Origin of the sequence: Herbaspirillum sp. RV1423, assembly GCF_000577615.1 — a bacterium.
In the GTDB taxonomy this organism is placed as follows: Bacteria; Pseudomonadota; Gammaproteobacteria; order Burkholderiales; family Burkholderiaceae_D; genus Herbaspirillum.
Map to the genome: position 1 here is coordinate 51,398 of NZ_CBXX010000023.1, position 26,779 is coordinate 78,176.

At 61.0% G+C, this 26,779-nt stretch carries 21 protein-coding genes; 12 read left to right on the forward strand and 9 right to left on the reverse strand.

From position 1 onward, the window contains the following. Window position 1 precedes the first annotated feature (1 nt). Complete coding sequence (locus RV1423_RS18830; protein ID WP_155835161.1) at window positions 2-5,089, forward strand: Hpt domain-containing protein; 5,088 nt, start codon at window positions 2-4, stop codon at window positions 5,087-5,089. Between the two features lie 45 nt (window positions 5,090-5,134). On the opposite strand, the gene RV1423_RS30660 is transcribed toward RV1423_RS18830, so the two are convergent. Continuing rightward, a complete protein-coding gene (locus tag RV1423_RS30660) occupies window positions 5,135-5,296 on the reverse strand; it encodes a hypothetical protein (RefSeq protein WP_231502357.1) in 162 nt (53 codons plus the stop codon). Here RV1423_RS30660 and RV1423_RS18835 point away from each other — a divergent pair. Beyond that, complete coding sequence (locus RV1423_RS18835) at window positions 5,217-5,942, forward strand: ZIP family metal transporter (RefSeq protein WP_231502361.1); 726 nt, start codon at window positions 5,217-5,219, stop codon at window positions 5,940-5,942. The two genes, RV1423_RS30660 and RV1423_RS18835, sit on opposite strands and share 80 nt — an antisense overlap. Window positions 5,943-5,975: 33 nt before the next feature. On the opposite strand, the gene RV1423_RS18840 is transcribed toward RV1423_RS18835, so the two are convergent. The 3 genes from RV1423_RS18840 to RV1423_RS18850 all read right to left on the reverse strand — a co-directional run bounded on the left by RV1423_RS18840 (window position 5,976) and on the right by RV1423_RS18850 (window position 9,057). Beyond that, window positions 5,976-6,836: a sulfurtransferase gene (locus RV1423_RS18840; protein ID WP_034299937.1), complete on the reverse strand. Its 861-nt coding sequence runs from the start codon at window positions 6,834-6,836 to the stop codon at window positions 5,976-5,978. 8 nt (window positions 6,837-6,844) lie between these two features. Continuing rightward, on the reverse strand, window positions 6,845-7,759 hold the full coding sequence (locus RV1423_RS18845) for a DMT family transporter (RefSeq protein WP_034299939.1): 915 nt from the start codon (window positions 7,757-7,759) through the stop codon (window positions 6,845-6,847). A gap of 179 nt (window positions 7,760-7,938) precedes the next feature. Next, window positions 7,939-9,057, reverse strand: a complete 1,119-nt coding sequence (locus tag RV1423_RS18850; RefSeq protein WP_034299941.1) for an aromatic ring-hydroxylating dioxygenase subunit alpha — start codon at window positions 9,055-9,057, stop codon at window positions 7,939-7,941. Between the two features lie 223 nt (window positions 9,058-9,280). Between RV1423_RS18850 and RV1423_RS18855 the strand changes: the two genes are divergently transcribed. The 3 genes from RV1423_RS18855 to dxs all read left to right on the forward strand — a co-directional run bounded on the left by RV1423_RS18855 (window position 9,281) and on the right by dxs (window position 12,373). After that, entirely contained in the window at window positions 9,281-9,532 is a 252-nt protein-coding gene (locus RV1423_RS18855) for an exodeoxyribonuclease VII small subunit (RefSeq protein ID WP_034299943.1), read from the forward strand. Next, window positions 9,529-10,440 carry a polyprenyl synthetase family protein gene (locus tag RV1423_RS18860; RefSeq protein WP_034299944.1) on the forward strand — a complete coding sequence of 304 codons (912 nt, stop codon included), beginning with the start codon at window positions 9,529-9,531 and terminating at the stop codon, window positions 10,438-10,440. The genes RV1423_RS18855 and RV1423_RS18860 overlap by 4 nt, the downstream gene beginning before the upstream one ends. Before the next feature lie 70 nt (window positions 10,441-10,510). Continuing rightward, complete coding sequence (gene dxs, locus RV1423_RS18865) at window positions 10,511-12,373, forward strand: 1-deoxy-D-xylulose-5-phosphate synthase (protein WP_034299946.1); 1,863 nt, start codon at window positions 10,511-10,513, stop codon at window positions 12,371-12,373. Window positions 12,374-12,581: 208 nt separating this feature from the next. Here dxs and RV1423_RS18870 read toward each other — a convergent pair whose 3' ends face one another. After that, window positions 12,582-13,136, reverse strand: coding sequence for a cob(I)yrinic acid a,c-diamide adenosyltransferase (locus tag RV1423_RS18870; RefSeq protein WP_034299949.1), 555 nt, complete (start codon window positions 13,134-13,136; stop codon window positions 12,582-12,584). A 205-nt stretch (window positions 13,137-13,341) separates the two neighbouring features. On the opposite strand from RV1423_RS18870, the gene RV1423_RS18875 reads away from it, so the two are divergent. The 5 genes from RV1423_RS18875 to glcF all read left to right on the forward strand — a co-directional run bounded on the left by RV1423_RS18875 (window position 13,342) and on the right by glcF (window position 20,169). Continuing rightward, window positions 13,342-14,751 carry an FAD-binding oxidoreductase gene (locus tag RV1423_RS18875; protein WP_034299951.1) on the forward strand — a complete coding sequence of 470 codons (1,410 nt, stop codon included), beginning with the start codon at window positions 13,342-13,344 and terminating at the stop codon, window positions 14,749-14,751. Between the two features lie 96 nt (window positions 14,752-14,847). Then, window positions 14,848-15,738, forward strand: a complete 891-nt coding sequence (locus RV1423_RS18880) for a LysR substrate-binding domain-containing protein (RefSeq protein ID WP_034299953.1) — start codon at window positions 14,848-14,850, stop codon at window positions 15,736-15,738. 361 nt (window positions 15,739-16,099) lie between these two features. Further along, window positions 16,100-17,587 (forward strand): FAD-linked oxidase C-terminal domain-containing protein, encoded by a 1,488-nt coding sequence (locus RV1423_RS18885; RefSeq protein ID WP_034299955.1) that lies wholly within the window; start codon window positions 16,100-16,102, stop codon window positions 17,585-17,587. A 2-nt stretch (window positions 17,588-17,589) separates the two neighbouring features. After that, on the forward strand, window positions 17,590-18,660 hold the full coding sequence (glcE, locus tag RV1423_RS18890) for a glycolate oxidase subunit GlcE (protein WP_034299957.1): 1,071 nt from the start codon (window positions 17,590-17,592) through the stop codon (window positions 18,658-18,660). 267 nt (window positions 18,661-18,927) lie between these two features. Further along, a complete protein-coding gene (gene glcF, locus RV1423_RS18895) occupies window positions 18,928-20,169 on the forward strand; it encodes a glycolate oxidase subunit GlcF (RefSeq protein ID WP_034299959.1) in 1,242 nt (413 codons plus the stop codon). Between the two features lie 855 nt (window positions 20,170-21,024). Here the strand turns inward: glcF and RV1423_RS18900 are convergent. The 4 genes from RV1423_RS18900 to RV1423_RS18915 all read right to left on the reverse strand — a co-directional run bounded on the left by RV1423_RS18900 (window position 21,025) and on the right by RV1423_RS18915 (window position 25,003). Then, window positions 21,025-21,489, reverse strand: coding sequence for a PPC domain-containing DNA-binding protein (locus tag RV1423_RS18900; RefSeq protein ID WP_034299961.1), 465 nt, complete (start codon window positions 21,487-21,489; stop codon window positions 21,025-21,027). Beyond that, window positions 21,489-22,055, reverse strand: a complete 567-nt coding sequence (locus tag RV1423_RS18905; RefSeq protein WP_034299963.1) for a PCC domain-containing protein — start codon at window positions 22,053-22,055, stop codon at window positions 21,489-21,491. The genes RV1423_RS18900 and RV1423_RS18905 overlap by 1 nt, the downstream gene beginning before the upstream one ends. Then, entirely contained in the window at window positions 22,052-23,674 is a 1,623-nt protein-coding gene (locus tag RV1423_RS18910) for an acyl-CoA synthetase (protein WP_255344228.1), read from the reverse strand. Before RV1423_RS18910 ends, RV1423_RS18905 begins: the two co-directional genes overlap by 4 nt. Window positions 23,675-23,827: 153 nt before the next feature. Continuing rightward, entirely contained in the window at window positions 23,828-25,003 is a 1,176-nt protein-coding gene (locus tag RV1423_RS18915; protein ID WP_034299967.1) for an acetyl-CoA acetyltransferase, read from the reverse strand. 454 nt (window positions 25,004-25,457) lie between these two features. Here RV1423_RS18915 and RV1423_RS18920 point away from each other — a divergent pair, with 454 nt between their 5' ends. Then, a complete protein-coding gene (locus RV1423_RS18920) occupies window positions 25,458-26,492 on the forward strand; it encodes a TRAP transporter substrate-binding protein (RefSeq protein ID WP_034299969.1) in 1,035 nt (344 codons plus the stop codon). Between the two features lie 26 nt (window positions 26,493-26,518). Further along, window positions 26,519-26,779: TRAP transporter small permease subunit (locus RV1423_RS18925; protein WP_373419973.1), on the forward strand; the 261-nt coding region annotated here is incomplete at its 3' end.

Below are 26,779 nucleotides of genomic sequence, written 5' to 3' on the forward strand. Positions count from 1 at the left end.
CATGACCACCGATCCCATCGTCGAAGCGCTGCCGCGGTCCGGCCCCGATCCTGCTGCCCTGATTCTGCTGGCGCCGGGGTTGACCGAAGTCGTCGCCGAGGCGGCTCGCGTGCTGGACAGCGACAATCCGTCGGCATCGCAGGCGCGCGAGACCTTGCTGCAAGGCGCCAAGACGCTGTCCTTTATCGGCGAAATGTCGCTGGCGACATTGATTGCCGCCATGACGGATGTATTCGACGCCGGACATACCGATGTTGAGGGCAGAGCCGAGGTGCAGCGGGCGTGTCAGGCCATGCTCGCGTATCTTGACGACATTGCCGAAAGTATTGCCCCGCATCCGTTGTGTTTGTTCAGCGTCTACAAGAATTTGCTGGTTCTGCGCGGTGCGGAAAGGATACATCCGTCGGATCTCGTCCTTGCATATCGCCGCGATGTTGAGACCTTGTCGTTTCCGGATGACGACGATACGGCGGCTGAGGATGTCTTTCCTGGCCACGCGGCATGCCGGGCGGCGTTCGAGCGCAGCTTGCTGTCTTATTTTCGCGCAACGGATACAGATGCTTCCCTCCTGCATTTGCGCGACATGCAGGCCGTTGTCGACCAGATCGCGCGTGCGCAGGATGACGGCAACGTGAGGATTTTCTGGCGCGCCCTGGCGGCGGCAGTTGCCGCTTTGGCGTACGGAGAGATCGTCGGCGATCAGTATGTCAAACAGTTTCTCGGACAAATCAATTTGCAACTGCGCCGTCTGGCCGGCACAACTGACAGTGCCGTTATCATCGACGCGCACTTGCTGCGCGATGCCTTGTTTTTCGTATCGCTGGCGCCCGTTACCGACATCGGCAGCGCCCGGATCAAGGCCGCCAATGGTTTGCACGATTTGCGCCAGAAAGATTACCTGGACGTCCGCTATGGCGATGTCCGCGGCAATTTGTCGACGCGAGCCCGGGAGCAGGCGGTGCGGGTCCAGGGCGCATGGGAAAAATTGCTGGAAGCCGGCGGCGATGCAATCCAGGCGACTTCCTTCGAGCACGAACTGGCGCATCTTAATGCACTGTGCGATGAACTGGATGTGCCGGCGCTCGGCGAACTGCTGAGCGGCATGTCGCATCTGGCGCACGACGCCATCCAGGCCGGGCCGCAGATTGCCGTCGGCCTTGAAATGGCCAAGGGCTTGCTGTTCCTGGAGCAATGCCTGCGGCATATCCGGGATTTGCCGGAATGTTTTCCCGATCAGGTCAATGCGATCATCCAGCGGCTGACGTCGGCCTTGTCGGGAGATGTTCCGATAGTCGATGCCGGCGGCATCGACGCCGCAATGGGTGCGGTGTTCCACCGAGATGCCGTGGGCGTCGCCATGGAAGAATTGACGGTGGACCTCGCCAGGATAGAAGCATTGCTGGAAGGCCATGCCGACGGCAGCGGCGCATCGGCCGATCTACCGGAAGCGGCAAATATTGCAGCGCGACTCGCTGCGGTCGCGGCAATGCTGCAGCTTGGGGCGGTCGCCGCGCTTTTTAAGACCTGCGTCGCCGATATCCGAGGATTGCCTTGTCCCGGCGTGCCGGATCAGGAGGCTCGGCTGCTGTCGCGTCTCTCGCACAATCTCGCCGCATTGAGCCTGTCGCTGCCGATCATGCGTCGTTCCCGGGGACTGGGAATGCCGTATGCAGGCATACTCGCCGATGAGGCTGAGGGCATGGGCACAGCGGCGCTGCCGGAAAACTCTGCCGCCGATGGCGAGGAACAATCCGTCGAGGCGTCTTCGCAAGCGATAGCGCCGACAGCCGCAACGATCGATGCAGACGAAGAAGAGGATATCGACACTGAGTTGCTCGACGTCTTCCTGGCAGAAGCGCTGGAAGTGCTGACCGGGATCGCCGTAGCCCTGGCGTCGGCGCGCCAAGAACCGGCAAACATGGCGCATGTCACCCTGCTGCGCCAGGGATTCCATACCATCAAAGGTAGCGGCCGCATGGTGGGATTGAATGCCCTGGGCAAAGGCGCAATGGCCCTGGAAGATTTTCTCAACGCATGGCAGGCGACGGGCAGGCCCGGCAATGCCAGCGACCATGCCTTGCTGGAGTATGCCGAGCATGAAATCGCGGCATGGGTCCGCGAGATCAGGGAACACGGCAAATCGCGGCGACGGCCGGATGCGCTGATCGCCGCCGCCGAGCGTGTCGCGCACGGCGAGGCATTCTCCTTTTCTCCGGAGGAAATAAAGTCCAGGCTGTCGCAGCCGGCTGCCGAGACACAGGCTGCGCTTTCATCGCCTGCCGACGCCGTCTGCCGTATCGGCGATCTGGAGTTGCCGGCTAGGCTGCATCAGATCTACAGCGAGGAATCGGAGAATTTGCTGGACATCCTTGCCGAAGAAATCGCGCAATGGCAGCAGCAGCTTCCCGCGATCATCTCGCCGGAAGCGCTGCGCGCCACGCATTCTCTCAAAAGCAGTTCAGCTTCCGTCGGGTTCTCTGCTTTGCGGGAATTGGCGCAGCCGCTCGACGACATCATGCAGTTCCTGGAAAATTATCCGGGTTTGCTCGATGCTCCGACCTGCGTCGGCCTGCTGCAGGCGGTGCACTCGCTGCAATCCATGCAACAGGAGTTTGCCGCATGCAGGATGCCGGCGCCGCGTGAAGACCTGCAGGTGCAATTGCGCGACTTGCTGGCCGACCTGGAGATGCGGCGGCGCCACGATGCCAACGGCAAGCATGCCGCCGAGGCGAACGGCGACAACGTCCCTGTGAGCGTGCAAGCCGACGCCATGGGCGACAAGCTCGATCCCGAACTGCTGGATATTTTCCTGGAAGAAGGACGCGACCTGTTGCCGCAGATCGGCGAAAGCTTGCACAAACTACAGAAGACGCCCGGCGACACGTCGCTGATCCATTATCTGCTGCGTCCTTTGCACACGATCAAGGGCAGCGCGCGCATGGCCGGCGCCATGCGTCTCGGGCAGCACATGCACGATCTGGAAAGCCGTATCGACGAAATCATGCGTGACGGCGTGCCGTCGGCCGAGATGATCGACGAGCTGCTGGCGCGTTACGATCAGGGCTTGCTGTTGTTCGATGCGCTGCAAGCCGGAGGCGCCACGACGTCGGCTTCTTCCTTGGCGCAGCCTGAGTCTGCACCAGCCGGCGAAGCGCCGTTCGCGCCGGAAGCCGATCCCGCCAAGACCGCAAGCGCCGCGCCGCTGGTGCGTATCCGCGCCGGCATTCTGGACAACCTGCTCAATCAGGCCGGCGAAATTTCCATTTCGCGTTCAGGCCTGGAGTCGGAAGTCGGCGTCTTGCGCGACTATCTGGCCGATCTGGGCGACAACGTCGCGCGTCTCGGCACGCAATTGCGCGAGATCGAAATCCAGGCGGAAATCCAGATCACCGCATCCAATCAGCGGCAGCCGCAGCATCAGCATTTCGATCCACTCGAGTTCGATCGTTTCACACACTTGCAGGAACTCACGCGCATGCTGGCCGAGAGCGTCAACGACGTTGCGTCACTGCAGAAGAATCTGCTCGATGTGGTCGATCACACGCAAAACGGCCTGGTCCAGCAGACCCGGCTGACGCGGGAAATGCAGCGCGAACTGATGCATGCGCGCATGGTGCAATTCAAGGGAGTCGAAGAGCGTCTATATCGGTTGGTGCGGCAAATGGCGAAAGAGACTGGGAAGGACCTGAAGCTGGACATCGTCGGCGGCGCGGTCGAACTCGACCGCAGCATCCTGGAAAAAATGGTGGGGCCGTTTGAACATCTGTTGCGCAATGCCGCTGCGCACGGCATCGAGACCGCGGAGCAGCGCCGCGCTGCCGGCAAGGATGCCGTCGGCCATCTGCTGCTGGAGGTGAAGCAGGAAGGCAACGAAGCCATGATCCGGCTGTCCGACGACGGCCAGGGGCTGAACCTGGGGCGCATCCGCGAAAAAGCGATACTCCAGGGACTGATCGATCCGGGTCGACCGCTGTCCGACGCTGAACTTACCGGCATCATCTTCCACCCCGGATTTTCCACCAGCAGCAACGTCACCGCCATTGCCGGGCGCGGCGTCGGCATGGACGTGGTGCGTTCCGAAGTGGCTTCGCTGGGCGGACGCATCAGCATCGATACCGTAGCCGGGAAGGGAGCGCAATTCATCATCCACCTGCCGCTGTCGCTGGCGGTGGCGCAGGTGGTGCTGCTCGAACTGGAGGAACAGACCTATGCCATTCCCTCCTTGCTGGTGGAGCAGGTCCTGCAACTGAAGGGCGCCAGGCAGGAGCAGGTTTTTCGCGACGGCGTGCTGGACTGGCAGGACCGCAAGCTGCCGGTGCATTATCTTTCGGCCTTGCTCGGCGACGATCGCGGGGTGCCGTTGCACTACACGTTGCCGGTGATGGTCGTCAAAAGCGGCCACGATTTCCTCGCCATCCTGGTCGACCACATCATCGGCAACCGCGAAGTCGTGACCAAGAACATCGGACCGCAACTGGCGAACATGATCGGCGTGGTCGGCGCGACGGTGCTGGGCGACGGCAGCATCGTCCTGATCCTCAATCCGATCCAACTGGCGCAGCGCCACGGCTATCAAAAAATATTGCGTCATGTCGCGCCGCAAACGACGGACGACAGCGCCGGCAAAAAAGTGGTTCTGGTCGTGGACGACTCGCTCACTGTCAGGCGCGTCATGCACCGGCTGTTGACGCGAGAGGGCTACCACGTCGTGCTGGCGACCGATGGCGTCGACGCGCTGCATCAGTTGCAGAACATGCGGCCCGATATCGTCCTGCTCGACATCGAAATGCCGCGCATGGACGGTTTCGACCTGGCTCGCAATATTCGCGACATAGACAGCACGGCGACGCTGCCGATCATCATGATTACCTCGCGCACCGCCGCCAAGCATCGCGAGCGGGCGATGGAGCTCGGTATCAACGAATACCTTGGCAAGCCTTATCAGGACGAAGTTCTGCTGAAGATGATCCATGGCTTGATCGAGAACGACGGCGTACGTCCGGAGTTTTGCGTTGACGAGGTGCTGTTCAAGCCCGCAGGCGATCATGTCGATCCGGCGCCGCTGCCTCCTTCCGAAGAAGAGGACTGATTTGCCGAAAAAAAACAGCTATGGTCTAATCTGCCACTTCCTGCGCTACATCTGACGATCGAGGCCTGACATCAATTCCACTCTGATTTCCATCCTGCTGGCGACGACGATCGCCGGCGTATTCAGCATCACTGCGGCCGCCATCTTCTCGTTCGCGCTACTGTCGAAGATGGTGGAGCGGCTGGTCAGCCTGTCGGTCGGCATCATGCTGTCGACCTCGCTGCTGCATGCCTTGCCGGAGGCCTTCGAATCCAGGGCTGAGCCGCATATGTTGTTTGCCGTGTTGCTGGGCGGCTTGCTGGCTTTTTTCCTGTTGGAAAAACTGTCCATCCTGCGTCATTCCCACCATCACGAAGAAGACGGACACGGCCATCGCCACGGCCACGACAAGCGCGAAGCGGGCAAAGCCGGCTGGATGATCCTGGTCGGCGACGGCATGCACAATTTCACCGACGGCATCCTGATCGCGGCCGCTTTCCTGGCCGATCCGCATCTGGGGCTGGTCACCGGACTGGCGATCATCGCGCATGAAATCCCGCAAGAGATCGGCGACTTCATCGTGCTGCTCAACGCCGGTTTTTCACGCGCCCGCGCTTATGCCTACAACCTGATATGCAGCCTGATGGCGGTACTGGGCGGCGTGCTCGGCTACTTCATGCTCGAGCGCGGCATGGAATGGATTCCCTACGTGCTGGTGTTCGCCTCTTCAGGCTTCATCTACATCGCCGTCAGCGACCTGATGCCGCAAATGCAGCGTCGCGCGACGCTGCGCGAGACGATTCCGCAAGTGATCCTGATCGCCCTGGGCGTGGTCATCGTGCTGGTGCTGACCGGCCACGCGCACGCTCATTGACGCGGCGGCATCGGGCGGCATATTTGCTTGTTGTCAGGGCTGCGGGCCGGTCGCCACGGGGCGTGACGCATCCGAACTCCATTCGCTCCATGAACCCGGATACAGCCTGGCGCCAGGCAATCCTGCCACTTCCAGCGCCAGCAGATTGTGGCAGGCAGTCACACCGGAGCCGCATTGCATGATCGCCGTTTGCGGATTATCGATCAACGCACTCCATTCGCTGCGCAGCGCGTCGGGCGATTTGAAGCGGCCGTCGGCGCCGAGGTTGTCCTTGAAGAAGCGGTTCTTTGCGCCGGGAATATGGCCGCCGACGGCGTCCAGCGTTTCGTTTTCGCCGCGATAGCGGTCAGCCGCGCGCGCATCGACCACCGTCATGGCCTTGCTGCCGAGATTGGCGACCACGCCGTCGGCGTCGATGGTGCCGACCAAAGACGGCTGGTCTTGCAGGTCGCCGCGCAGGGTTGCCGGCGCTTCCGTCGACAACTGGCCGCCTTGCGCCTGCCAAGCCGGCAAGCCGCCGTCCAGCACCGCAACCTGCACATGTCCGACCCAGCGCAGCAGCCACCACAGGCGCGCGGCGAACATGCCGCCGTGCGCGTCGTAGGCCACCACTTGCGTGCCGGCGTTGATGCCCAGCGCCTGCATGGCGTCGATGAAATCCTGGCGTTGCGGCAACGGATGGCGGCCCTTGAACTTGCCGTCGCTGCCGGTCTTGGCGCCTGACAGGATTTGGTCCAGGTGGGCGAAGCGCGCTTGCGGGATATGGCCGGCGTTGTATGCCTGCCGGCCGGCGTCGGGATTTGCCAGGTCGTGGCGGCAGTCGACCACCAGCCAGTTGGCGTCGTTGAGATGGGCGGCCAGATCGGCGACGGAAATCAGGGTAGCGTAGGTCATGGTTCTTCCTATACTTCGGTAGCGATCGGATCGACCGCGGGCGGTGTCCTGGAATGTTGCTGCGAACGTTGATTGTAGAACGTGGAAGCGATGCCGCTCAGCAGGATGATGGCGATGCCGGCCCAGCCCATCCATCCCGGCGCGTCGTTCCAGATCAGCAAGCCCCACAGGCTGGCGAACACGATCCCGGTATATTGCAGATTGGCCGTGACCAGCGTATTGCCGAGACGATAGGCGCGCGTCATGGCGATTTGCGCCAGCGTGGCGGTCAGGCCGACGGTGACGATCAGCGCCAGGCCCTTGGCCGTATGCGCGTGCCAGAACGGCACGCGGCCGATGGCGATGCTGCCGGCCACGCCGGCCAGCAAGCCGGTAAACGAGAAGTAGAACACCACGCGATATTCCGGCTCGCCCAGCAGCCCGAGTTTGCGCACCTGAAGATACACCAGTGCCGACAGCACGCCGGAAAACAGCGCGATCAGTCCACCGAGCATCTGGTCAGAATCGATCGAGGGGCGCAGCAGCATCGCCACGCCGACGAAGCTCAGCAGCACAGTGCCGGCCAGGCCCCACTCAAAACGTTTCTTGCCTTGCCACCAGGCAGCGCCGAACAGCATCGCGGCAATCCAGATCGACGACATGTAGTTGAGCGTGGTGGCGGTGGCCACCGGCAGCAGGCTGAACGAATAGAACCACAGCCATAGCGAAATCACGCCGATGCCGCCGCGGATGATGTGGTCGCGCGGGTAAGGCGTCCTGAGCGTGCCGCCGCGCACGCGGATCAGGCCGTAGATGAAGGCGACGCCGATCAGGCCGCGGCACAGCACCACTTCGGCGGTGGAATAGTAATCGGCCGACAGTTTGACGCAGACGCCCATGACGGAAAACAACAAGGAAGCAACAACCATCCAGAGGGATTGCATGACAAGAACTCGTAACGGGTAAAAAGCTGGACAAAAAAACAGGCAGCGCAAGCTGGAGCCGGCGCTGCCTTCGGATACGTCTTTATTCGGAGGCGCTGCAGAAATCGTCTGGTGTTTTACCGTTACTTCGGATACATCGGGTATTCAGCGACTTTTGCATGCTTTCCTCCGGTGGTGGATCAGTTTTGCTGCACCTCGATCTGCGACCGGTACCATTCATGGAAATGCTGCATGCCGTCTTCCATGGGGGACTGGTACGGACCGACTTCGCTGGTGCCGCGTTGCATCAGTATACGCCGACCTGCATCCATGCGCAGGGCGATCTCGTCATCCTCGATGCAGGTCTCCATATAGGCGGCGCGTTCAGCCTCGACCATCTCGCGTTCGAACAGGGCGATTTCTTCCGGATAGTAGAACTCGACCACGTTGGTGGTCTTTTGCGGACCGTTGGGCCACAGCGTCGACACCACCAGCACGTGCGGATACCACTCGACCATGATGTTGGGATACAGGGTCAGCCAGATCGCGCCGTATTTCGGCGGCTGGCCGTTGCCGAAGCGCAGCACCTGTTCCTGCCATTTCTTGTAGATCGGCGAACCGGATTTGGCCAGGCCGTGATTCACGCCCACGGTCTGCACGCTGTAATTCTTGCCGAACTCCCAACGCAGGTCGTCGCAACTGACGAAGCTGCCCAGGCCCGGATGGAAGGGTTCGACGTGATAGTCCTCCAGATAGACTTCGATGAAAGTCTTCCAGTTGTAATCGCATTCGTGCACTTCGACGTGGTCGAACAGGTAGCCGGAGAAATCCAGATCCTCCGTGACGCCGAGTTGCTGCAACTGCTCGGCGACGTCGATGCCGTTTTTGCCGCCGTTCTCGAACAGCAGGCCGTTCCAGTTCTGCAATGGCGTATTCGACAGGTTCAGGCAGGGCGTCTCGCCGAAATGCGGCGCGCCGATCAGTTCGCCCTTGAGGTCGTAGGTCCAGCGATGCAACGGGCAGACGATATTGCGCGCGTTGCCGCGACCGTCGAGCATTTTGGCTTGACGGTGGCGACAGACGTTGGAAATCAACTCGATGCCCTGCGCGTTGCGCACCAGCATACGACCTTCGTTTTCCCATGGCAGCGTCGCATAATCGCCGACATTGGGCACCATCAATTCATGGCCGACGTAGCGCGGGCCTTTATGGAATAACTGGTGAATTTCGCGCTTGGAAAGCGCCTCGTCAAAATAGACGTCAACCGGTAACTGCGCGTTTGAGCGTGCCAGTTTGGCAAAAGTAGCAAGATCGGACATCTCCGCCCCCAAATTAATTTGCACCAACCTAAGAGAGAAAGAATCCGCAAAAACCTATGTTCAAATAATATGAAGAGGAAATTTTGGACAGAACTCGAGATTATGCCATAAAACCCATTGTTCAGGGACGTTTGACAGCATGAAGCCGCGGAAGATTCGCGTTTAACCGCCTATCTGTAACGGATTGCACTAAAATAACGGGCTATATCCGAAATCAGCCACTATGCCAAAGAATCCCGTCAAAGCCAGCCAGCCCGCCTCTTTCGAAGAGGCGATGGAAGAGCTCGAACAACTGGTCATCCAGATGGAAGCAGGAGAATTGCCGCTGGAAGCTTCGGTCGCGGCATACAAGCGCGGCGCGGAACTGGTCAAGTTCTGCTCGGCGCAACTGGACAAGGTCGACAGCCAGGTCAAGGTGCTCGAAGGCGACATGCTCAAGCCGCTCGCCGGCGATATGCCGGAGGAGAACGAATGAATGCACGGACAGGGGATGCCTCATCATTTCTTGATTGGATGCAACATATCCAGGCGGGCATGGAAGCCACGCTCGACGCCTACTTGCCCCCGGTCACGGAAATGCCCGCCCGCCTGCACCAGGCCATGCGCTATACCTCGCTCGACGGCGGCAAGCGCGTGCGGCCTTTGCTGGTCTATGCCGCCGGCGAATTGTTCGATGCGCCGGAGCAACTGCTGGCGCGCGCTGCAGCAGCAGTGGAAATGATCCATGTCTACTCGCTGGTGCATGACGACATGCCCTGCATGGACGACGATGCAATGCGCCGCGGCAAGCCGACCGTCCATGTCAAATATGACGAACCGACTGCCTTGCTGGTCGGCGACGCGCTGCAGGCGCAGGCGTTTGCCGTACTGTCCGGAGGCGACGATGAACAGTACGCCGCGCGCCAGTTGAAGATGTTGCGCCTGCTGGCGGAAGCTGCCGGTTCCTCCGGCATGTGCGGCGGCCAGGCCATTGACCTGGCCAGCGTCGGCATGACGTTATCGCTGGCGGAACTGGAACAGATGCACCGACTCAAAACAGGGGCGCTGCTGCGCGCTTCCATCATGCTCGGGGCGTGCAGCGGAAAATCCCTGTCGCTGGCCGAGCAGGCAGGACTGGAAGCCTATTCCTGTCCGATCAGCCTGGCGTTCCAGGTGGTCGACGACATTCTCGATGCAACCGCCGACTCCGCCACGCTCGGCAAGACCGCGGGCAAGGATGCCGCCGACAACAAGCCGACCTACGTGTCGATACTCGGCCTCGGCGAATCGCAGGCACTGGCGGAAAAACTGCGCAGCGATGCGCATAAGGCGCTGGAACAATTCGGCGACAGGGCGCGGCGCCTGCATGAGCTTGCCGACCTGATCGTGCAACGCAAGGCATAAGAACCTGCCCACGATCTTACTGCGAGGCCATGATCGCAAAAGATCAAATTAACGGTGATAAGACTCAGCAATGCTTAATACGATAAACAGTCCAGCCGACCTGCGGCAACTCCAGCGCACCCAGTTGAAGCCGCTGGCCGACGAGTTGCGCGCTTTCGTCCTCGATTCCGTGTCGAAGACCGGCGGACATCTCTCCTCCAACCTCGGCACGGTCGAGCTGACCATTGCCTTGCATTACGTGTTCAACACGCCGGAAGACCGCATCGTCTGGGACGTCGGCCATCAGACTTATCCGCACAAGATCCTTACCGGCCGTCGCGACCAGATGTCGACGCTGCGCCAGTTCAACGGCATCTCCGGCTTTCCGCGCCGCGCCGAAAGCGAATACGACACCTTCGGCACAGCGCACTCGTCGACGTCGATTTCCGCTGCGCTGGGCATGGCGCTGGCGGCCAGGACCAAGGGCGAGGATCGCCATGCCATCGCCGTGATCGGCGACGGCGCGATGACCGCCGGCATGGCTTTCGAAGCGTTGAACAATGCGGGCATTTGCGAAGACATCAACCTGCTGGTGATCCTCAACGACAACGATATGTCGATCTCGCCGCCGGTCGGCGCGCTCAACCGCTATCTGGCGCGCCTGATGTCCGGGCAGTTCTACGCCAAGGCCAAGAACGTCGGCAAGTCGATGCTGCCGGCGCCGATGCTGGAGTTGGCCAAGCGCCTTGAAGAGCACGCCAAGGGCATGATCGTGCCGGCCACCATGTTCGAGGAATTCGGTTTCAACTACATCGGCCCGATCGACGGCCACGACCTCGATTCGCTGGTCCCGACGCTGCAAAACCTGAAGAACCTCAAGGGCCCGCAATTCCTGCATGTGGTGACCAAAAAGGGCCAGGGCTACAAGCTGGCCGAAGCCGATCCGGTGTTGTACCACGGCCCCGGCAAATTCAATCCGGCCGAAGGCATCAAGCCGGCCGCCGCCAGCAAGCTGACCTACACGCAAGTGTTCGGCGACTGGCTGTGCGACATGGCGCAGCAGGACAAGACGCTGGTTGGCATCACTCCGGCCATGCGCGAAGGTTCTGGCATGGTGAGGTTCGAGCAGCAATTCCCCGACCGCTACTACGACGTCGGCATCGCCGAGCAGCACGCGGTGACTTTTGCCGCCGGCATGGCGTGCGAAGGTCTGAAGCCGGTCGTGGCGATTTATTCCACCTTCCTGCAGCGCGCCTACGATCAACTGATCCACGATGTCGCATTGCAAAACCTCGACGTGACGTTCGCGCTGGACCGCGCCGGCCTGGTCGGCGCCGACGGCGCCACCCACGCCGGCAATTACGACATGGCCTTTTTGCGCTGCATTCCCAACATGGTCGTCATGGCCGCGTCGGATGAAAACGAATGCCGCCAGATGCTGTCGACGGCCTTCGCTTACAAGGGACCAGCGTCCGTGCGTTATCCGCGCGGTTCCGGCACCGGCGCAGCGGTTGAAAAGACCTTGACGACCATCCCGCTCGGCAAGGGAGAAGTACGGCGGACAGGCAAGGGCATCGCAATCCTGGCTTTCGGCACCATGGTTGCCCCGGCGCTGGAGGCCGGCGACAAACTGAATGCGACCGTCGCCAACATGCGCTTCATCAAGCCGCTGGACGTGGAACTGGTCAAGCAACTGGCCGCCAGCCATGATGCGCTGGTGACCGTCGAAGAAGGCTGCATCATGGGCGGCGCCGGCGCTGCGGTGGCGGAAGCCCTGGCCGCTGCCGGCATCGTCAAACCGATCCTGCTCCTGGGTTTGCCGGATCGCTTCATCGACCATGGCGACGCGGGCCAATTGCTGGCGAGTTGCGGCCTCGACGGCGCCGGTATTGCGGCGTCGATCGAGCAACGCTTCGGCAAGGACCAGCCGCGCCTGGTGGTCAACAACGGCTGAGGAAGCGCGGCGGTCAAGTAAAAAGAGCGGCTCATGCCGCTAATGCTGTTCAGTTAAACCAATTTTCCCAGTCGTCGTCCCAGCGAACGCTGGGTCCTGACTTTCGTCAGGACGGCAGTTGTAATGGACTGACGTGCGGTAAGGAGCCTTTTAAACTTAACTGGGCGGCATTCGGCTTATGCTGCTTTTTTATTGACGCCACTTTCGTCTATTTTTTCGCCCGATCTTTTTGCCACAGTACGTCGCTATCGCCGACGTAGCGGTTGAGCACGCGCGACAGCACGAAGCACAGATCCGACAAACGATTCAGGTACTGGAGCGGCTGCCGGTTGACCGCTTCGGTATGCGCCAGGCTCACCACGGCGCGTTCGGCGCGCCGGCACACGGTGCGGCAGACGTGCATCTGCGCCGCCGCGCGCGAACCGCCGGGCAGGATGAATTCCTTGAGCGGCGGCAGATCGGCGTTGTACTTCTCCAGCAATTGATCCAGCCGTTCAACTTGCGCTTCGGCGATCAGACTGTAGCCCGGAATGCAGAGTTCGCCGCCGAGATCGAACAGGTCGTGCTGGATTTCCAGCAGTTCCGTGCGCAGGGACGCCGGCAGGTCTTCGCACAACAGCAAGCCGATATGCGCATTCAGTTCATCCACCTCGCCCAGCGCATGAATGCGCGGAGCATCCTTGGCCGTGCGGCTGCCGTCGCCGAGTCCTGTACTGCCGTCGTCGCCGGTGCGCGTCGCGATTTTTGAAAGTCGATTGCCCATGAGATTCGTTGCGATGGCGGTTGAAATTGAAGTCTAAGCATAGACGAAAAACTTTCTCCAAAGCCAAAGTTGTCAGACAAATATAAAATATGTTGGCGGCAAGGGAGTAAAATCGACGGCGGTTTTGACGAAGAAATAACCCGAGACGCAGTCAGCGTGCGGCGCAACATGCGTTTCGTCACATTCCAATACAGAGAGACAGACAATGAATCACATCGTTGATGCGCAGAAACTGCGCAAGCCGCTTCCCGCAGCGCTGCAGAATGCATTGCAGGCCCTGCTGGGAAATCGCTTTTCCACGACGCAGGCCATGCGCGAGCATCACGGCCGCGACGAATCCTCCTACGATCCGATGCTGCCCGACGCCGTGGTGTTCGCCCATACCACCGAGGAAGTCGCCGCCGTCATCAAGGCGTGCGGCGAACACCTGATCCCCGTCATTCCTTACGGCACCGGCACCTCGCTGGAAGGCCACGTGCTCGCGCTGCAAGGCGGCATCACCATCGACCTGTCGCACATGAACCGGGTGCTGGCCGTCAATGCCGAAGACCTGACCGCCACCGTGCAGGCCGGCGTGACGCGCAAGCAGCTCAATCAGGAAATCAAGGACAGCGGCCTGTTCTTCCCGATCGATCCGGGCGCCGACGCCTCCATCGGCGGCATGGCCTCGACCCGCGCTTCCGGCACCAACGCCGTGCGCTACGGCACCATGCGCGAGAACACGCTGACGCTGACCGTGGTCACCGCCGACGGCAACATCATCAAGACCGGCACGCGCGCCAAGAAGTCCTCGGCCGGCTACGATCTGACGCGCGTCTTCGTCGGCAGCGAAGGCACGCTCGGCATCATCACCGAAGTCACCGTGCGCCTGTATCCGCAACCTGAGGCCGTGTCCGCCGCGATCTGTTCTTTCCCGAGCGTAGCCGATGCCGTCAACACCGTGATCCAGGCCATCCAGGTCGGCGTGCCGCTGGCGCGCGTCGAGCTGCTCGACGAGAACGGCGTCAAGGCCATCAACGCCCACGACAAGATGACGCTGCCGGAAAATCCGCTGTTGCTGTTTGAATTCCACGGCAGCGAAAACGGCGTCAAGGAACAGGCTGAAATCGTACAGGACATCGCCAACGACAACCACGCGCGCGGCTTCGAATGGGCCACGCGTCCGGAAGACCGCTCGCGCCTGTGGGCCGCGCGTCACAATGCCTATTTCGCGATCCTGCAATTGCGCCACGGCGCACGGGCTATTTCCACGGATTGCTGCGTGCCGATTTCGCGGTTGGCCGAATGCGTGCTGGAGACCAAGGCCGATTGCGAAGCCAACGGCCTGATCCACGCCATCATCGGCCATGTCGGAGACGGCAACTTCCATGTGCAGATGATGGTCGATCCCAACGATCCGGCCGACATTGCGCGCGCGGAGGGCGTCAACGAACGCATGGTGGCGCGCGCGATCGCGATGGATGGCACCTGCACCGGCGAACATGGCGTGGGCCTGCACAAGATGGATTTCCTGGTGCAGGAGCACGGCGCCGGCGCCATCGACGTGATGCGCTCGATCAAGCATGCGCTGGATCCGAAGAACATCATGAATCCCGGCAAGATCGTTCGCTGGTAATCGTTTGATCCGTCAATTTCCAATCATCAGGCAGTCCGCCGCAACGCCGCGTCAGGAACCCGGCGTTGCGGACCATCACCGCAGGTAAAACAAGACATGGCAACACGCCTTCCTCCCGTCCATGCCCTTTCCGCATTTGAAGCGGCGGCGCGTCACAACTCCTTCGCCGTCGCGGCGGAAGAACTCTGCATCACGCCGTCGGCCCTGTCGCACCGGATTCGCCTGCTGGAAGACTTCGTCGGCGAGCGCCTATTTTACCGCGACGGCCGTTCCATCGGCCTGTCGGAGTTCGGCCGCCGCTATCTCGACGTGGTGCGTTCGGCGTTGCGCACGCTGACCGATTTCCCGATGCCGCATCGCAATGCCGCGGTGCAGCCCAAGGTCAAGATCATGCTGCCGCCGACCTTCGCCCGTCATCTGCTGGTGCCGCGCATCGCCGAATTCATCCGGCTCCATCCCGACATCATCGTCGAACTGTACCTGTCGGTGCCGCTGTACGACCTGAGCCTGTCGGAGAGCGATGTCGAAATCCGCTTCGGCGCCGGCAACTATCCCAATATTGTCACCGCAAAACTGTTCGAAGAACCGGCCTTCGCCGTCGCCAGCCCTTCCTACCTCAAGACCGTCCCGCCGCTGAAGACGCCTCAGGATTTGCAGCACGCCAACCTGCTGCGCTCGGCGCTGGAGCCCTGGCAGCCGTGGTTCGAAGCCGCCGGCCTCAAGGATTGGCCGGAACCGTCCGCCGGCCTGCGCGTCGACGACCTCGGCTTGCTGCTCGAATCGGTGCGGCATGGCTACGGCGTCGGCCTCACGCGCCAGCATTTCGCCGAAGACCTGCTGGCGCGGGGCGAGATCGTCGAACTGTTCGACGTGCGCCTGCGCACGCCGCCGCATGCCTATTATGTGGTGTATGAGCGGCAGGTCCGCGAGCGGCCGGAGGTGGATGCATTCATCGATTGGCTGCAGAACGCGTTCAAAAATATCTAAAAGTCAATTATTCCCTCAATCCTGAGCTGCCATTCCCCGTCGTCCTGACGAAAGTCAGGACCCGGCGGCGTGAAACGTGGGCCTGCCTGATGGCCTGCGTAACGACACTGGATCCCAGCGTTCGCCGAGACGACGGAGAAGATGGGCTACCTTCAGGTCCCTGAAAGTTGTTCATCGAGCGCAGTGAATTCTTTTCAGTGTGTACTCATCACGCTTTTCGCTATCCAGAGCCGAAATTCGCTACACTTCAGGCATTGCGAAGACAATAGCGAGACAAGCATTTCAAAACCAGCGCCATAAGCTGGCAGAAAACAATTCATCCGTCATCGCTGTCCCAGCCCAAAGCCAAACGAGGTCACGCATGAACGCCCCTGTTGCCCCCTTATTTTCTCCCGCCCGCCAGCGCGAGGTCGTCGCCGCGCTGAAAGCGGCGGTGCCGCCGCATTGCGTGCTGTTCGACGAAGAAGACACCCGCCCCTATGAATGCGACGGCCTTGCCGCCTATCGCCAGTTGCCGATGGTCGTGGTGCTGCCCGAGAATGAAGCCCAGGTCGTCGCCATCCTCAAGACCTGCCACGCACTGAAGGTGCAGATCGTGCCGCGCGGCGCAGGCACCGGCCTGTCCGGCGGCGCCATGCCGATTGCCGACGGCGTGGTGGTGTCGACCGCCAAGTTCAACAAGATCGTCAGCATGGACAAGTATGCGCGCACCGCCATCGTGCAGCCGGGCGTGCGCAACCTGGCGATTTCCGAGGCGGCGGCGCCCTGCGGTCTGTACTATGCGCCAGATCCGTCGTCGCAGATCGCCTGCACCATCGGCGGCAACGTCGCCGAAAACTCCGGCGGCGTGCATTGCCTCAAATACGGCCTGACCGTCCACAATGTCCTGCGCGTGCGCATGGTCACCATCGAAGGCGATGTCGTCGAACTCGGCAACGCCGGACTCGATGCGCCCGGACTCGACCTGCTGGCGGTCTTCATCGGTTCGGAAGGCATGCTCGGCATCGTCACCGAAGTCACCGTCAAGCTCGTGCCCAAGCCGCAACAGGCGCGCGTGATCATGGCCTCGTTCGACGACGTGGTGAAGGGCGGCAACGCCGTCGCCAACGTCATCGCCGCCGGCATCATCCCGGCCGGTCTGGAAATGATGGACAAGACCAGTTCGCGCATGGTCGAGCCTTTCGTCAAGGCTGGTTACGATGTCGATGCCGAAGCGATCCTGCTGTGCGAATCGGACGGCACCACGGAAGAAGTCGAGGAAGAAATCGGCCGCATGAGTGAAGTGCTCAACGCCAGCGGCGCCACCGCCATCGCCGTCTCGCAGTCCGAAGCTGAACGCCTGCGCTTCTGGTCGGGCCGCAAGAACGCCTTCCCGGCGGCAGGCCGCATCTCGCCGGACTATTACTGCATGGACGGCACCATCCCGCGCAAGAAGCTGGCCGAAGTCTTGCTCGGCATTGCCAGGATGGAAGGCAAGTACGGCCTGCGCTGCGCCAACGTTTTCCATGCCGGCGACGGCAATCTGCATCCGCTGATTCTGTTCGATGCCAACCTCGCGGACGAATTCCATCGCGCCGAACTGTTCGGCGCCGAGATCCTTGAACTGTGCGTCGAAGTCGGCGGCACCATCACCGGCGAGCACGGCGTGGGCATCGAAAAGATCAATTCCATGTGCGTGCAGTTTTCGCCGGAAGAACGCGAAGCCTTCTTCAAGGTCAAGCGCGCCTTCGACACCGCCTTCCTGCTCAACCCCGACAAGGCCATTCCGTCGCTGCATCGCTGTGCCGAATACGGCAAGATGCATGTGCAGCGCGGCCAGATCAAATTCCCCGATTTGCCGAGATTCTGACGATGACCGAACCATTGCAAGTATTCAGAGAGCGCATCGCTGCGGCCACGAAGAGCGGCACGCCGCTGCAGATTCGCGGCGGCGGCACCAAGGACTGGTACGGCCAGGAACTGCGCGGCGAAGTGCTCGACACGCGTCCTTACACCGGCATCGTCGACTACGAGCCGACCGAACTCGTGATCACCGCGCGCTGCGGCACCTCGCTGTCCGAGATAGATGCCGCGCTGGCGGCCAATAACCAGGTGCTGGCGTTTGAGCCGCCGCGTTTCACTCTATCGGGCGGCACATCAACCGTCGGCGGCATGGTCGCGGCAGGATTGTCCGGACCGGGCCGCCAGTTCAGCGGATCGGTGCGCGACTTCGTGCTGGGCGCCGACCTGATGGACGCGCAGGGGCAGGTTCTGCATTTCGGCGGACAGGTCATGAAGAACGTCGCCGGTTACGACGTCTCGCGCCTGCTGACCGGCTCCCTCGGTACGCTCGGACTGATCCTGCAGGTGTCGCTGAAAGTGTTGCCCCAACCCTTCGCCAGCCGCACGCGCGTGTTCGAAGTCGACGAGGCCAACGCCATCCGCCTGCTCAACGAGTGGGGCGGCCAGCCTTTGCCGATATCGGCCAGCGCCTGGGTCAACGGTGTGCTGACGATACGCTTGTCGGGGGCGCAGGCGGCGGTCGATGCCGCCGAGAAAAAACTGGGCGGCACCGAACTGACCAACGGCGACGATTTCTGGCACGACCTGCGCGAGCAAAGCCATGCATTCTTTGCCGACGTGGATGCGCCGCTATGGCGCGTCTCTTTGCCGTCCGTGGCGCAGCCGCTGGCGCTCAACGGCGTTCAACTGATCGAATGGGGCGGCGCGCAGCGCTGGTATCGCGGCGGCGACGATGCCTCGGCAATCCGTGCAGCGGCGATGGCGGCAGGCGGCCACGCCAGCCTGTATCGCGGCGGCGACAAGCGCGTCGGCGTGTTCCATCCGCTCGCACCCGCGGTCGCCAAGATCCATCGCAACCTGAAAGCTTCCTTCGACCCGTCCGGCATCTTCAATCCCGGCCGCATGTACCCGGACTTTTAGGGGCTGCTAACAGTTAATTTGCGAGATGCGTTCCAAGCAGAAAGCGTGTTGGCAAGGCGCGTGGCGTAGCAGGTGGTGGGCCCACCTGCTAGCCATGCAACGCCGCCAGCGCGCTTTCTGATTGGAACCCTTCGGGAACGGCTGCAGGCGTCGCCTGCCGTTGTTGCGGCTCCTTGCCATAGCACCGCTATGTCGCGTCGCCGCGCCTAGGCAGCCAACGCCTGCCGCACGTTCGCACTCGTAAATTAACTGTTAGCAGACCCTACTATGCAAACCAATCTGGCCGATTTCATCCGCGACACCCATGAAGGCAAGGAAGCCGATGCCATCCTACGCACCTGCGTGCATTGCGGATTCTGCACCGCGACCTGCCCGACCTATCAATTGCTGGGCGACGAACTCGACGGTCCGCGCGGTCGTATCTACCTGATCAAGCAGGTGCTCGAAGGCAAGCCGGCCACGGCTGCCACGCAGTCGCACCTGGACCGTTGCCTGACCTGCCGCAGCTGCGAGTCGACGTGCCCATCCGGCGTGCAATACGGCCGCCTGGTCGACATCGGCCGCAAGGTGGTCGAGGACCAGGTGCCGCGTCCGGTGGGCCAACGTATCGTGCGCACCACGCTCAAGACGCTGCTGCCGAACAAATGGTTGTTCAATCCCGCGATGAAGGCGGGACAACTGGTGCGTCCGCTGCTGCCGCAAAAACTGCAGAACAAGGTGCCGCCCAAACAGGAGGCCGGGCAATGGCCGACGCGCACCCATGCGCGCAAGATGCTGATGCTCGACGGCTGCGTGCAACCGGCCATGTCGCCCAACATCAACAGTTCAACCGCGCGCGTGCTCGATGCGCTCGGCGTCGAGTTGATCGTGCCGCCCAAGGCCGGCTGCTGCGGCGCCATCCGTCATCACCTGAACGACCAGGATGGCGGGCTCAACGACATGCGTCGCAACATCGATGCGTGGTGGCCGTATGTGGATGGCTCGGCCGGGTTCACGGTCGAGGCGATCGTGATGAATGCTTCCGGTTGCGGCGCCACCGTCAAGGAATACGGGCATCTGCTGCAGCACGACGCTTCCTATGCCGCCAAGGCGCATCGGATTGCGCAACTCACACGCGACATCAGCGAGATCCTGCCGGACTTTGAAGTGGAACTGGCGGGCAAGCTCAAGGGCAAGATCAACAAGCGCGTTGTCTATCATCCGCCTTGCACTTTGCAGCACGGGCAGAAGATTCGCGGGAAGGTGGAGCAGATTCTTGGCAGCGCCGGCGTGGATGTGAAGCTGTGCGCCGACAGTCATCTGTGCTGCGGGTCGGCGGGGACGTATTCGGTGTTGCAGCCGGAGCTGTCTTATCGTTTGCGCGATAACAAGCTTGGTAATTTGCAGGCTACGCAGCCTGACATGATTGTTTCGGGGAATATCGGATGCCTGACGCATTTGCAGTCGGGCACTGATACGCCGGTTAAGCATTGGATTGAGTTGTTGGATGCGGCGTTGGCTGCTTCGTAAGCTGTTCCGACTTGCCGTTTGCTGTAACTTCTGCTGTTCTTTCTTGGGACGACCGGGATTGCCGGGGGCGGCCCGGCAGCCGCTCACTTTTCTTGTCTCGCCAAGAAAAGTAAGCAAAAGAAGGCGACCGCGGGATCCAGCCCCTTCGGGGTGCCCGGCGCTGCGAAGCAAAAAATGGGAAGGAAAAAAACTCGCTTCGCTCAGACATTTTTCCTTCTTAATCCATTTTTCGCATCGCAGCACCGGCTGGCTCCAAGCGGAACGGCCAGACTGGCTCGCTTCGCCAGAAATCAGTCGCCTGCGGCGTCGTGATTTTCACGCTCTGTCGTAATTAATTAGTCCGTCGTCCCAGCGAACGCTGGGACCCAGTGGCGTCAGTGCGTCACTCAACCGTCTTCACGACGCTGGGTTCCAACTTTCGTTGGAACGACGAAGTAAATGAGGCTAAAGAGGATTCAACCACCTCTGTACCCTGGCGATGCGCAGCGAGCCAGTCTCGAAGTCTGCTTGGGAGTAGCCGGTGTCAGCAGGTGAAAATCGGATTAAGAAGGGAAAAATGTCTGAGCGTAGCGAGTTGTTTTCCCTTCCCGATTTTCACCTGCTGGCGCCGGGAACCCCCGAAGGGGGCTACGACTCAGCCTGTGTTGGAGCAGTGCTCCAACCTTTCTTTGCTTACTTTCTTTGGCGAGCCAAAGAAAGTGAGTAGCCGCCGGGTTACCCCCGGCAGGGTTGATCGAAGAAAGAAAAGACGAATTCACATAAGCAGGTTGATTGAAAAGATTACATCAAAAAAAAAGCGGCCCCAAAAGAGAGCCGCCCTCATCAACCAAGCCAACGCAAGTCGGCAACCAAAAATCAAGCGTGCAAAACCTGCTGCGCCTGCTTGGGAATCCACTCCTGCAAGGTAATCTCTATCGTGATGAACGACAGATTCGCCCCCCGCACAAAGCGCCCTGCAAAAATCTTCCCCTCCACATCCGCCACCACACCCTGCAAAGGATTGGCATGCGGTTTGCCGCCATTGAAACCGATCTCGCCGAAGACGTTGAGGATCTCAACCCCCGGCCCGTTGATTTCCATCTCCCGCGAACCGTTGGGCGTCGCATATTCCAGGTGCGCATCGATCAGGCTGCCGATCGCGCCGCGCACGATGGCGGTCTGCATGCCGTATTGACGGCAGAGTGCTTCCACGCTTTCGGTAAGGTCCTGGTTGGGTTTGAGGCGCGCCATCACCAGTTTCCCCAGTGTGCCTTCCTCTACCTGAATGTCGTTGTCGTTGGTGTGTGTCTCTGTGTTTTTTATAAGCGTTGATGTCGTCATCATGATTCCATGGGTGTCGGATGCAATAGACTGAATAGCGTCTCTTCATCGCTGTTGACGACGAAGGCGCCCTGGGAAAACAGGCACAGGCGGATGATGAGCGGATCGTCGCCCACTTCCACCGTATCGAGCAATAAATGCCCGCCGTGTATCGTGCCGTCGCCGTCGAGAAAACCGGCGTGGCAATGCAACAATACTTTTCCTTCCTGGTTCTGGCCAACGGTGATCGCACCGGTGACGAAGGTGATCACGCCTTCGAGTACATGCGGCGGACCGTAATCATACGGACGGCTGGCGTCGCGGGTGTTTTCGATGCGATGGTAATGCAGCTTGCGCGCGGTGCCGCCGCATATGCGGCCGACGCCCCCGCGCTGGCCGTAACGCTGCAACACCTCACGCAAAGCTTGGCCGACTTTGCTCCCGGGCTGCAAGGTGATGCGCAGTTCTTCCGCCGGATTGGCTTCCAGATCCAGCGTGCGCGGGTAGCTCTGCTGGCCGGAGTGAAGAAACTTGCGTACCTCGACAAATCCCGGATGGCCTTCGGCGGATTTGTTGAAAATTTTCATAAGCGATAGTCACCTTTCTCCTCGAGCAGACTTTTGATCTGCTTCTTGACGATTTTTCCATAGCCGGATTTCGGCATGGTCTCCCAGAACACGAAGCGGCGCGGCCATTTGTATTTGGCGATGCGGCTTTCCAGATGCGACAGCAGTGCATCGCCGTCGGCTTGCTGGCCGGATTTGGCGACGATGACGGCGATGCCGCTTTCGCCCCACTTGGGATCGGGCACGCCGAGCACGGCGACTTCCGACACGGATGGGTGGGTCAGCAGCGCTTCTTCGATCTCGCGCGGATAGACGTTGGAGCCGCCCGAGATGTACATGTCCGACGAGCGACCGGTGATGTAGAGGAAGCCGTCGTGATCGACGTGGCCGAGGTCGCCGGTGTGGAACCAGTCGCCCTTGAAGGCCTTGGCATTGGCGTCCGGATTGTTGTGATAGCCCATGAACACCGCCGGGCCGCGCACGCAGATTTCGCCGGTCTCGAAGGCCTTGAGCTTGTTGCCGCCATCGTCGAGGATGGCGATTTCCATGCCGGTGCGCGGCATGCCGCAAGAGCCGACGCGCGCCTTCGGATGGGCGTCGTCTTCTTCATGCATGTAGGGCGGCAGGAAAGTGATGTTGCCGGTCACTTCGCCGAGGCCGTAATATTGCACCAGCACCTTGCCGAGCTTCTTCAGCGCGTATACCTGATCGGCGCGGTACATCGGCGCACCGGCGTAGATGACATGTTTCAGGGAGCTGTGATCGTAGCGGTCGACCGAAGCGTCTTCGGTGAGGATCTTGACGATGGTCGGCACGGTGAACATGTTGTCGACGCGATGGCGCTGCACCAGTTGCCAGGCTTCTTCCGGCACCAGACGTTCGGTCGACAGCAAAATGCTGGCGGCGCCGCGCGCGGTGTTGACCACGGCGTGGATGCCGGCGCCGTGCGATAGCGGCGCGACCACCAGCGAGCGCGATTGATGCGTCAGGCCGGGCAATAGATCCGCGAGGTGGTTGGTGACGACGAAGGCCATCTGCCCGTGCGACAGCATGCCGGCCTTCGAGTGGCCGGTGGTGCCGGAAGTGTAGAAGAACCATAGCGGATCTTCGTAATCGACTTCGACTTCATCGAAGGAGAGATGCGTGCCTGCCGGTGTCGCCAGGGTTTCGTAATCGAGTTCGCCGGCGCGCGGATCTTGCAGCGCGATGACGTGCTTGAGCGCGGGGGACACTTCCCTGACGGCGTCGACGTAGTTGGCGAACCCACGGTCGTACAGCATCACGCTGGCGCCGCTGGACTGGCCGAGATAGGCCGCTTCCGGCGGCGTGATGCGCACGTTGGTCGGGACCCAGACCATGCCCAGCTTGAAGGCCGCCCAGGCGCTTTCAACAATCTGCTGGTTGTTGCGGGAGTGGACCAGCATCTTGTCGCCTTTTTTCACGCCCAGTTTTTGCAGCGCGTGGGCGACCGTGTCGACGCGGTCGTTGATCTGTTTCCAGGTGGCGATTTTGTCGCCTTTGCCATCCGGCGTGCCGTCGCCGACGATCAGGCCCGGTTCGTCGGGAAAGCGGCGGGCGACATCGGATAGAAGGCGCCCCAGGTTCATTACTTTTTTTAACATCGTCTCGCTCGTGTGTATTTTTTTATGTGAATCGATATTGCTGCCAATACCTGTTGCATTTACTGCCGTCGTCCCAGCGGAGGCTGGGACCCAGTGTCGTCATCGACCGTTGTCACGACACTGGATTCCAGCGTTCGCTGGAATGACATAGATGGTTTGGGACGTGATTGATCAATGCACGCGTTCCAGAATGCTGACGTAATTCGCCACGGCCGCACCACCCATGTTGAATACGCCGGCATAGCGCGCATTCGGGATCTGCATGTCGCCGGCGTCATGGCTGGCCTGCATTGCCGCCATCACGTGCATCGACACGCCGGTGGCACCGACCGGATGGCCCTTGGATTTCAGGCCGCCCGATGGATTGACCGGCAGGCGTCCATTCTTGGCGGTGACGCCGTCGAGGATGGCGCGTGCGCCCTGGCCGGGTTCCGCCAGGCCCATCGCTTCATACTCCAGCAGTTCGGCGATGGTGAAGCAGTCGTGGGTTTCGACCAGCGACAGGTCGAGCAATTTCAGATCGGCCTGCTTCAATGCCTGCTGCCATGCCAGCGTGCCGGCTTCGAAGCGGGTCGGGTCGCGGCGCGACAGCGGCAGGAAATCGTTGACATGGACGGCGGCGCGGAACTGCACGGCGCGCGGCATGGCCTTGGCGACATCGGCGGCGCTCAGGATCAGCGCGGCGGCGCCGTCGGAGATCAGCGAGCAGTCGGTGCGCTTCAAGGGACCGGCGACGAAGGGATTCTTTTCCGAGACGTTGCGGCAGAAGTCGAAGCCGAAATCCTTGCGCATATGGGCGTAAGGATTGCTCATGCCGTTCTTGTGATTCTTGGCGGCAATGGCGGCCAGCGCGTCCGACTGGTCGCCGTAGCGGTCGAAGTAGGCTTGTGCGATCTTGCCGAACACGCCGGCAAAGCCGCCCGGGATGCCGGCTTCTTCCTTGGCGTAGCAGCACTTGAGCAAGACTTCGCCGACTTGCGGCGTGGTCAGTTCGGTCATCTTTTCAAAGCCGATCACCAGCGCATGCTTGGCCTGGCCCGACAAGATCGATTGCATGCCCGAGTGGATCGCGGCCGAGCCGGTGGCGCAGGCGTTTTCGACGCGCACCGCCGGCTTGAAGCGCAGGCCGGGAAGAGTATTGAACACCAGCGACGACGGAAAGTCCTGGTACAGGAAGCCGCCGTTGAAGGTGCCGATATGGATCGAACCGATGTCTTCCGGCGTCAGCCCGGCGTGTTCGATGGCCGCCTTGGCGACCTGGCCGATCAGGATTTCGGGATCGATGCCATCGAGTTTGCCGAATTGCGAGTGGTTCCAGCCAGTGATGCAGGGGGAGGGAGCAGTCATGTGGATTCCTTGAAAGTGAATTTTTCAGAGCCTCAATATGCAAAAACGGTGCCACGATGCTTTTGGTCCGCGGCGGTCTCCGGCTCGGCGTTTTATTGTGCCGGCAGGAATGTTTTTCCTCTGCCGGGAGCGCTTGCAGGCGATGCTGCGGCAACGATAGCACGTTGCGCCAGACTTGAATTTGCTGCGTTGCGGGATGGTCGATGACCGACAACTGTTTAATCCGTGCGACAGGTGTCGCAGAAAAATAAACACTCTCTAAGTACGCGACATCCCTTGTCCAATGACGCGGTTATCGAAGAGAATGTGTTTGCAATGCCGGTTCGCAGCGAGGACGGCAAGCGGCCGGCAAGCATCCGGCCGGCTTGGCATCCAAATTGCTCAGGCATGGTCAGTGCTGAACAGATTTGTATCGGCAACATTTTTACCAAAACTAAAATCAGGAGACAAACAGATGGGCAACCCAACTGGCACTTTCACTCGCCGTCGTTTTTTGAAGACCGTTTCCATCGCCTCCGCCGCTGCGGCGAGCGGCATGGTTGCAACCCAGGCGCATGCCGCCGAGTTCACGTTGAAATACGCCAACAACTTGCCGGCGACGCATCCGATGAACATCCGCGCCAAGGAAATGGCCGCCAAGATCGCGACCGAATCCAAGGGCCGCATTGACCTGCAGGTCTATCCGAACAACCAGTTAGGCAACGACACCGACACCCTGGGCCAGGTGCGCTCTGGCGCGGTCGATTTCTTCACCCTGTCGCCGCTGATCCTGGGCACGCTGGTGCCTGCCGCGCAAATCAGCGGCGTCGGTTTCGCCTTCAAGGATTACAACCAGGTGTGGGCGGCGATGGACGGCGAGCTGGGCGCGCATGTGCGCAAGCAGATCGAATCCAAATCCACCTTGTTCGCGTTTGAAAAAATCTGGGACAACGGCTACCGCCAGATCACCAACAGCACCCGTCCGATCGCCAAGCCGGAAGACTTGAAGGGCATGAAGCTGCGCGTGCCGCCGAGCCCGCTGTGGACCTCGATGTTCCGCGCGTTCGACTCCGCGCCGGCCAGCATCAATTTCGCCGAAGTCTATTCGGCGCTGCAGACCAAGATCGTCGAAGGCCAGGAAAACCCGCTGGCGATCATTTCCACTGCGAAGTTGTACGAAGTGCAGAAGTACTGCTCGGTGACCAACCACATGTGGGACGGTTTCTGGTTCCTGGCCAACAAGAAGTCCTTCGAGCGCCTGCCCAAGGATCTGCAGGACATCGTCACGCGCAACGTCAACAAAGCCGGCGTGAAGCAACGCGCCGACACGCGCGCACTGAACGATTCGCTGGTGGCCGACATGAAGGGCAAGGGCCTGCAGTTCAACGACACCGACAACGAAGCCTTCCGCGCCAAGCTGCGCAGCGCCGGTTTCTATGCCGAATGGCACAAGAAGTTCGGCGACGAAGCCTGGACCGTGCTTGAGAAATACACCGGGAAGCTGGCGTAAATGGGGGCTGCGATGAGGAGGTTGCCATGAGGGACGCAACGATGAGCGAAGTGAGAATGTCTCCCGCAGCGGCGCCGCACAATCCGCTGGCGCGTCTGCTGGCGGGCGTCAATCGCAGCGTCATGCATGTGGTCGGCGCGGTGGCGGCGGCACTGGTGGTGGTGGAAACGGCGGTGCTGCTGACCGGCGTGTTCTACCGCTACGCGCTGCACGATCCGCTGATCTGGTCGGATGAACTGGCCTCGACCCTGTTCATCTGGCTGTCGATGCTGGGTGCGGTGCTGGCG

Bases quoted from the DNA above. Each gene is read 5' to 3' on its own strand.
- RV1423_RS18830 (WP_155835161.1), top strand. From the start codon at position 2: ATGACCACCGATCCCATCGTCGAAGCGCTGCCGCGGTCCGGCCCCGAT.
- RV1423_RS30660 (WP_231502357.1), bottom strand. From the start codon at position 5,296: ATGATGCCGACCGACAGGCTGACCAGCCGCTCCACCATCTTCGACAGT.
- RV1423_RS18840 (WP_034299937.1), bottom strand. From the start codon at position 6,836: ATGACCTACGCTACCCTGATTTCCGTCGCCGATCTGGCCGCCCATCTC.
- RV1423_RS18845 (WP_034299939.1), bottom strand. From the start codon at position 7,759: ATGCAATCCCTCTGGATGGTTGTTGCTTCCTTGTTGTTTTCCGTCATG.
- RV1423_RS18850 (WP_034299941.1), bottom strand. From the start codon at position 9,057: ATGTCCGATCTTGCTACTTTTGCCAAACTGGCACGCTCAAACGCGCAG.
- RV1423_RS18855 (WP_034299943.1), top strand. From the start codon at position 9,281: ATGCCAAAGAATCCCGTCAAAGCCAGCCAGCCCGCCTCTTTCGAAGAG.
- RV1423_RS18860 (WP_034299944.1), top strand. From the start codon at position 9,529: ATGAATGCACGGACAGGGGATGCCTCATCATTTCTTGATTGGATGCAA.
- dxs (WP_034299946.1), top strand. From the start codon at position 10,511: ATGCTTAATACGATAAACAGTCCAGCCGACCTGCGGCAACTCCAGCGC.
- RV1423_RS18870 (WP_034299949.1), bottom strand. From the start codon at position 13,136: ATGGGCAATCGACTTTCAAAAATCGCGACGCGCACCGGCGACGACGGC.
- RV1423_RS18875 (WP_034299951.1), top strand. From the start codon at position 13,342: ATGAATCACATCGTTGATGCGCAGAAACTGCGCAAGCCGCTTCCCGCA.
- RV1423_RS18880 (WP_034299953.1), top strand. From the start codon at position 14,848: ATGGCAACACGCCTTCCTCCCGTCCATGCCCTTTCCGCATTTGAAGCG.
- RV1423_RS18885 (WP_034299955.1), top strand. From the start codon at position 16,100: ATGAACGCCCCTGTTGCCCCCTTATTTTCTCCCGCCCGCCAGCGCGAG.
- glcE (WP_034299957.1), top strand. From the start codon at position 17,590: ATGACCGAACCATTGCAAGTATTCAGAGAGCGCATCGCTGCGGCCACG.
- glcF (WP_034299959.1), top strand. From the start codon at position 18,928: ATGCAAACCAATCTGGCCGATTTCATCCGCGACACCCATGAAGGCAAG.
- RV1423_RS18900 (WP_034299961.1), bottom strand. From the start codon at position 21,489: ATGACGACATCAACGCTTATAAAAAACACAGAGACACACACCAACGAC.
- RV1423_RS18905 (WP_034299963.1), bottom strand. From the start codon at position 22,055: ATGAAAATTTTCAACAAATCCGCCGAAGGCCATCCGGGATTTGTCGAG.
- RV1423_RS18915 (WP_034299967.1), bottom strand. From the start codon at position 25,003: ATGACTGCTCCCTCCCCCTGCATCACTGGCTGGAACCACTCGCAATTC.
- RV1423_RS18920 (WP_034299969.1), top strand. From the start codon at position 25,458: ATGGGCAACCCAACTGGCACTTTCACTCGCCGTCGTTTTTTGAAGACC.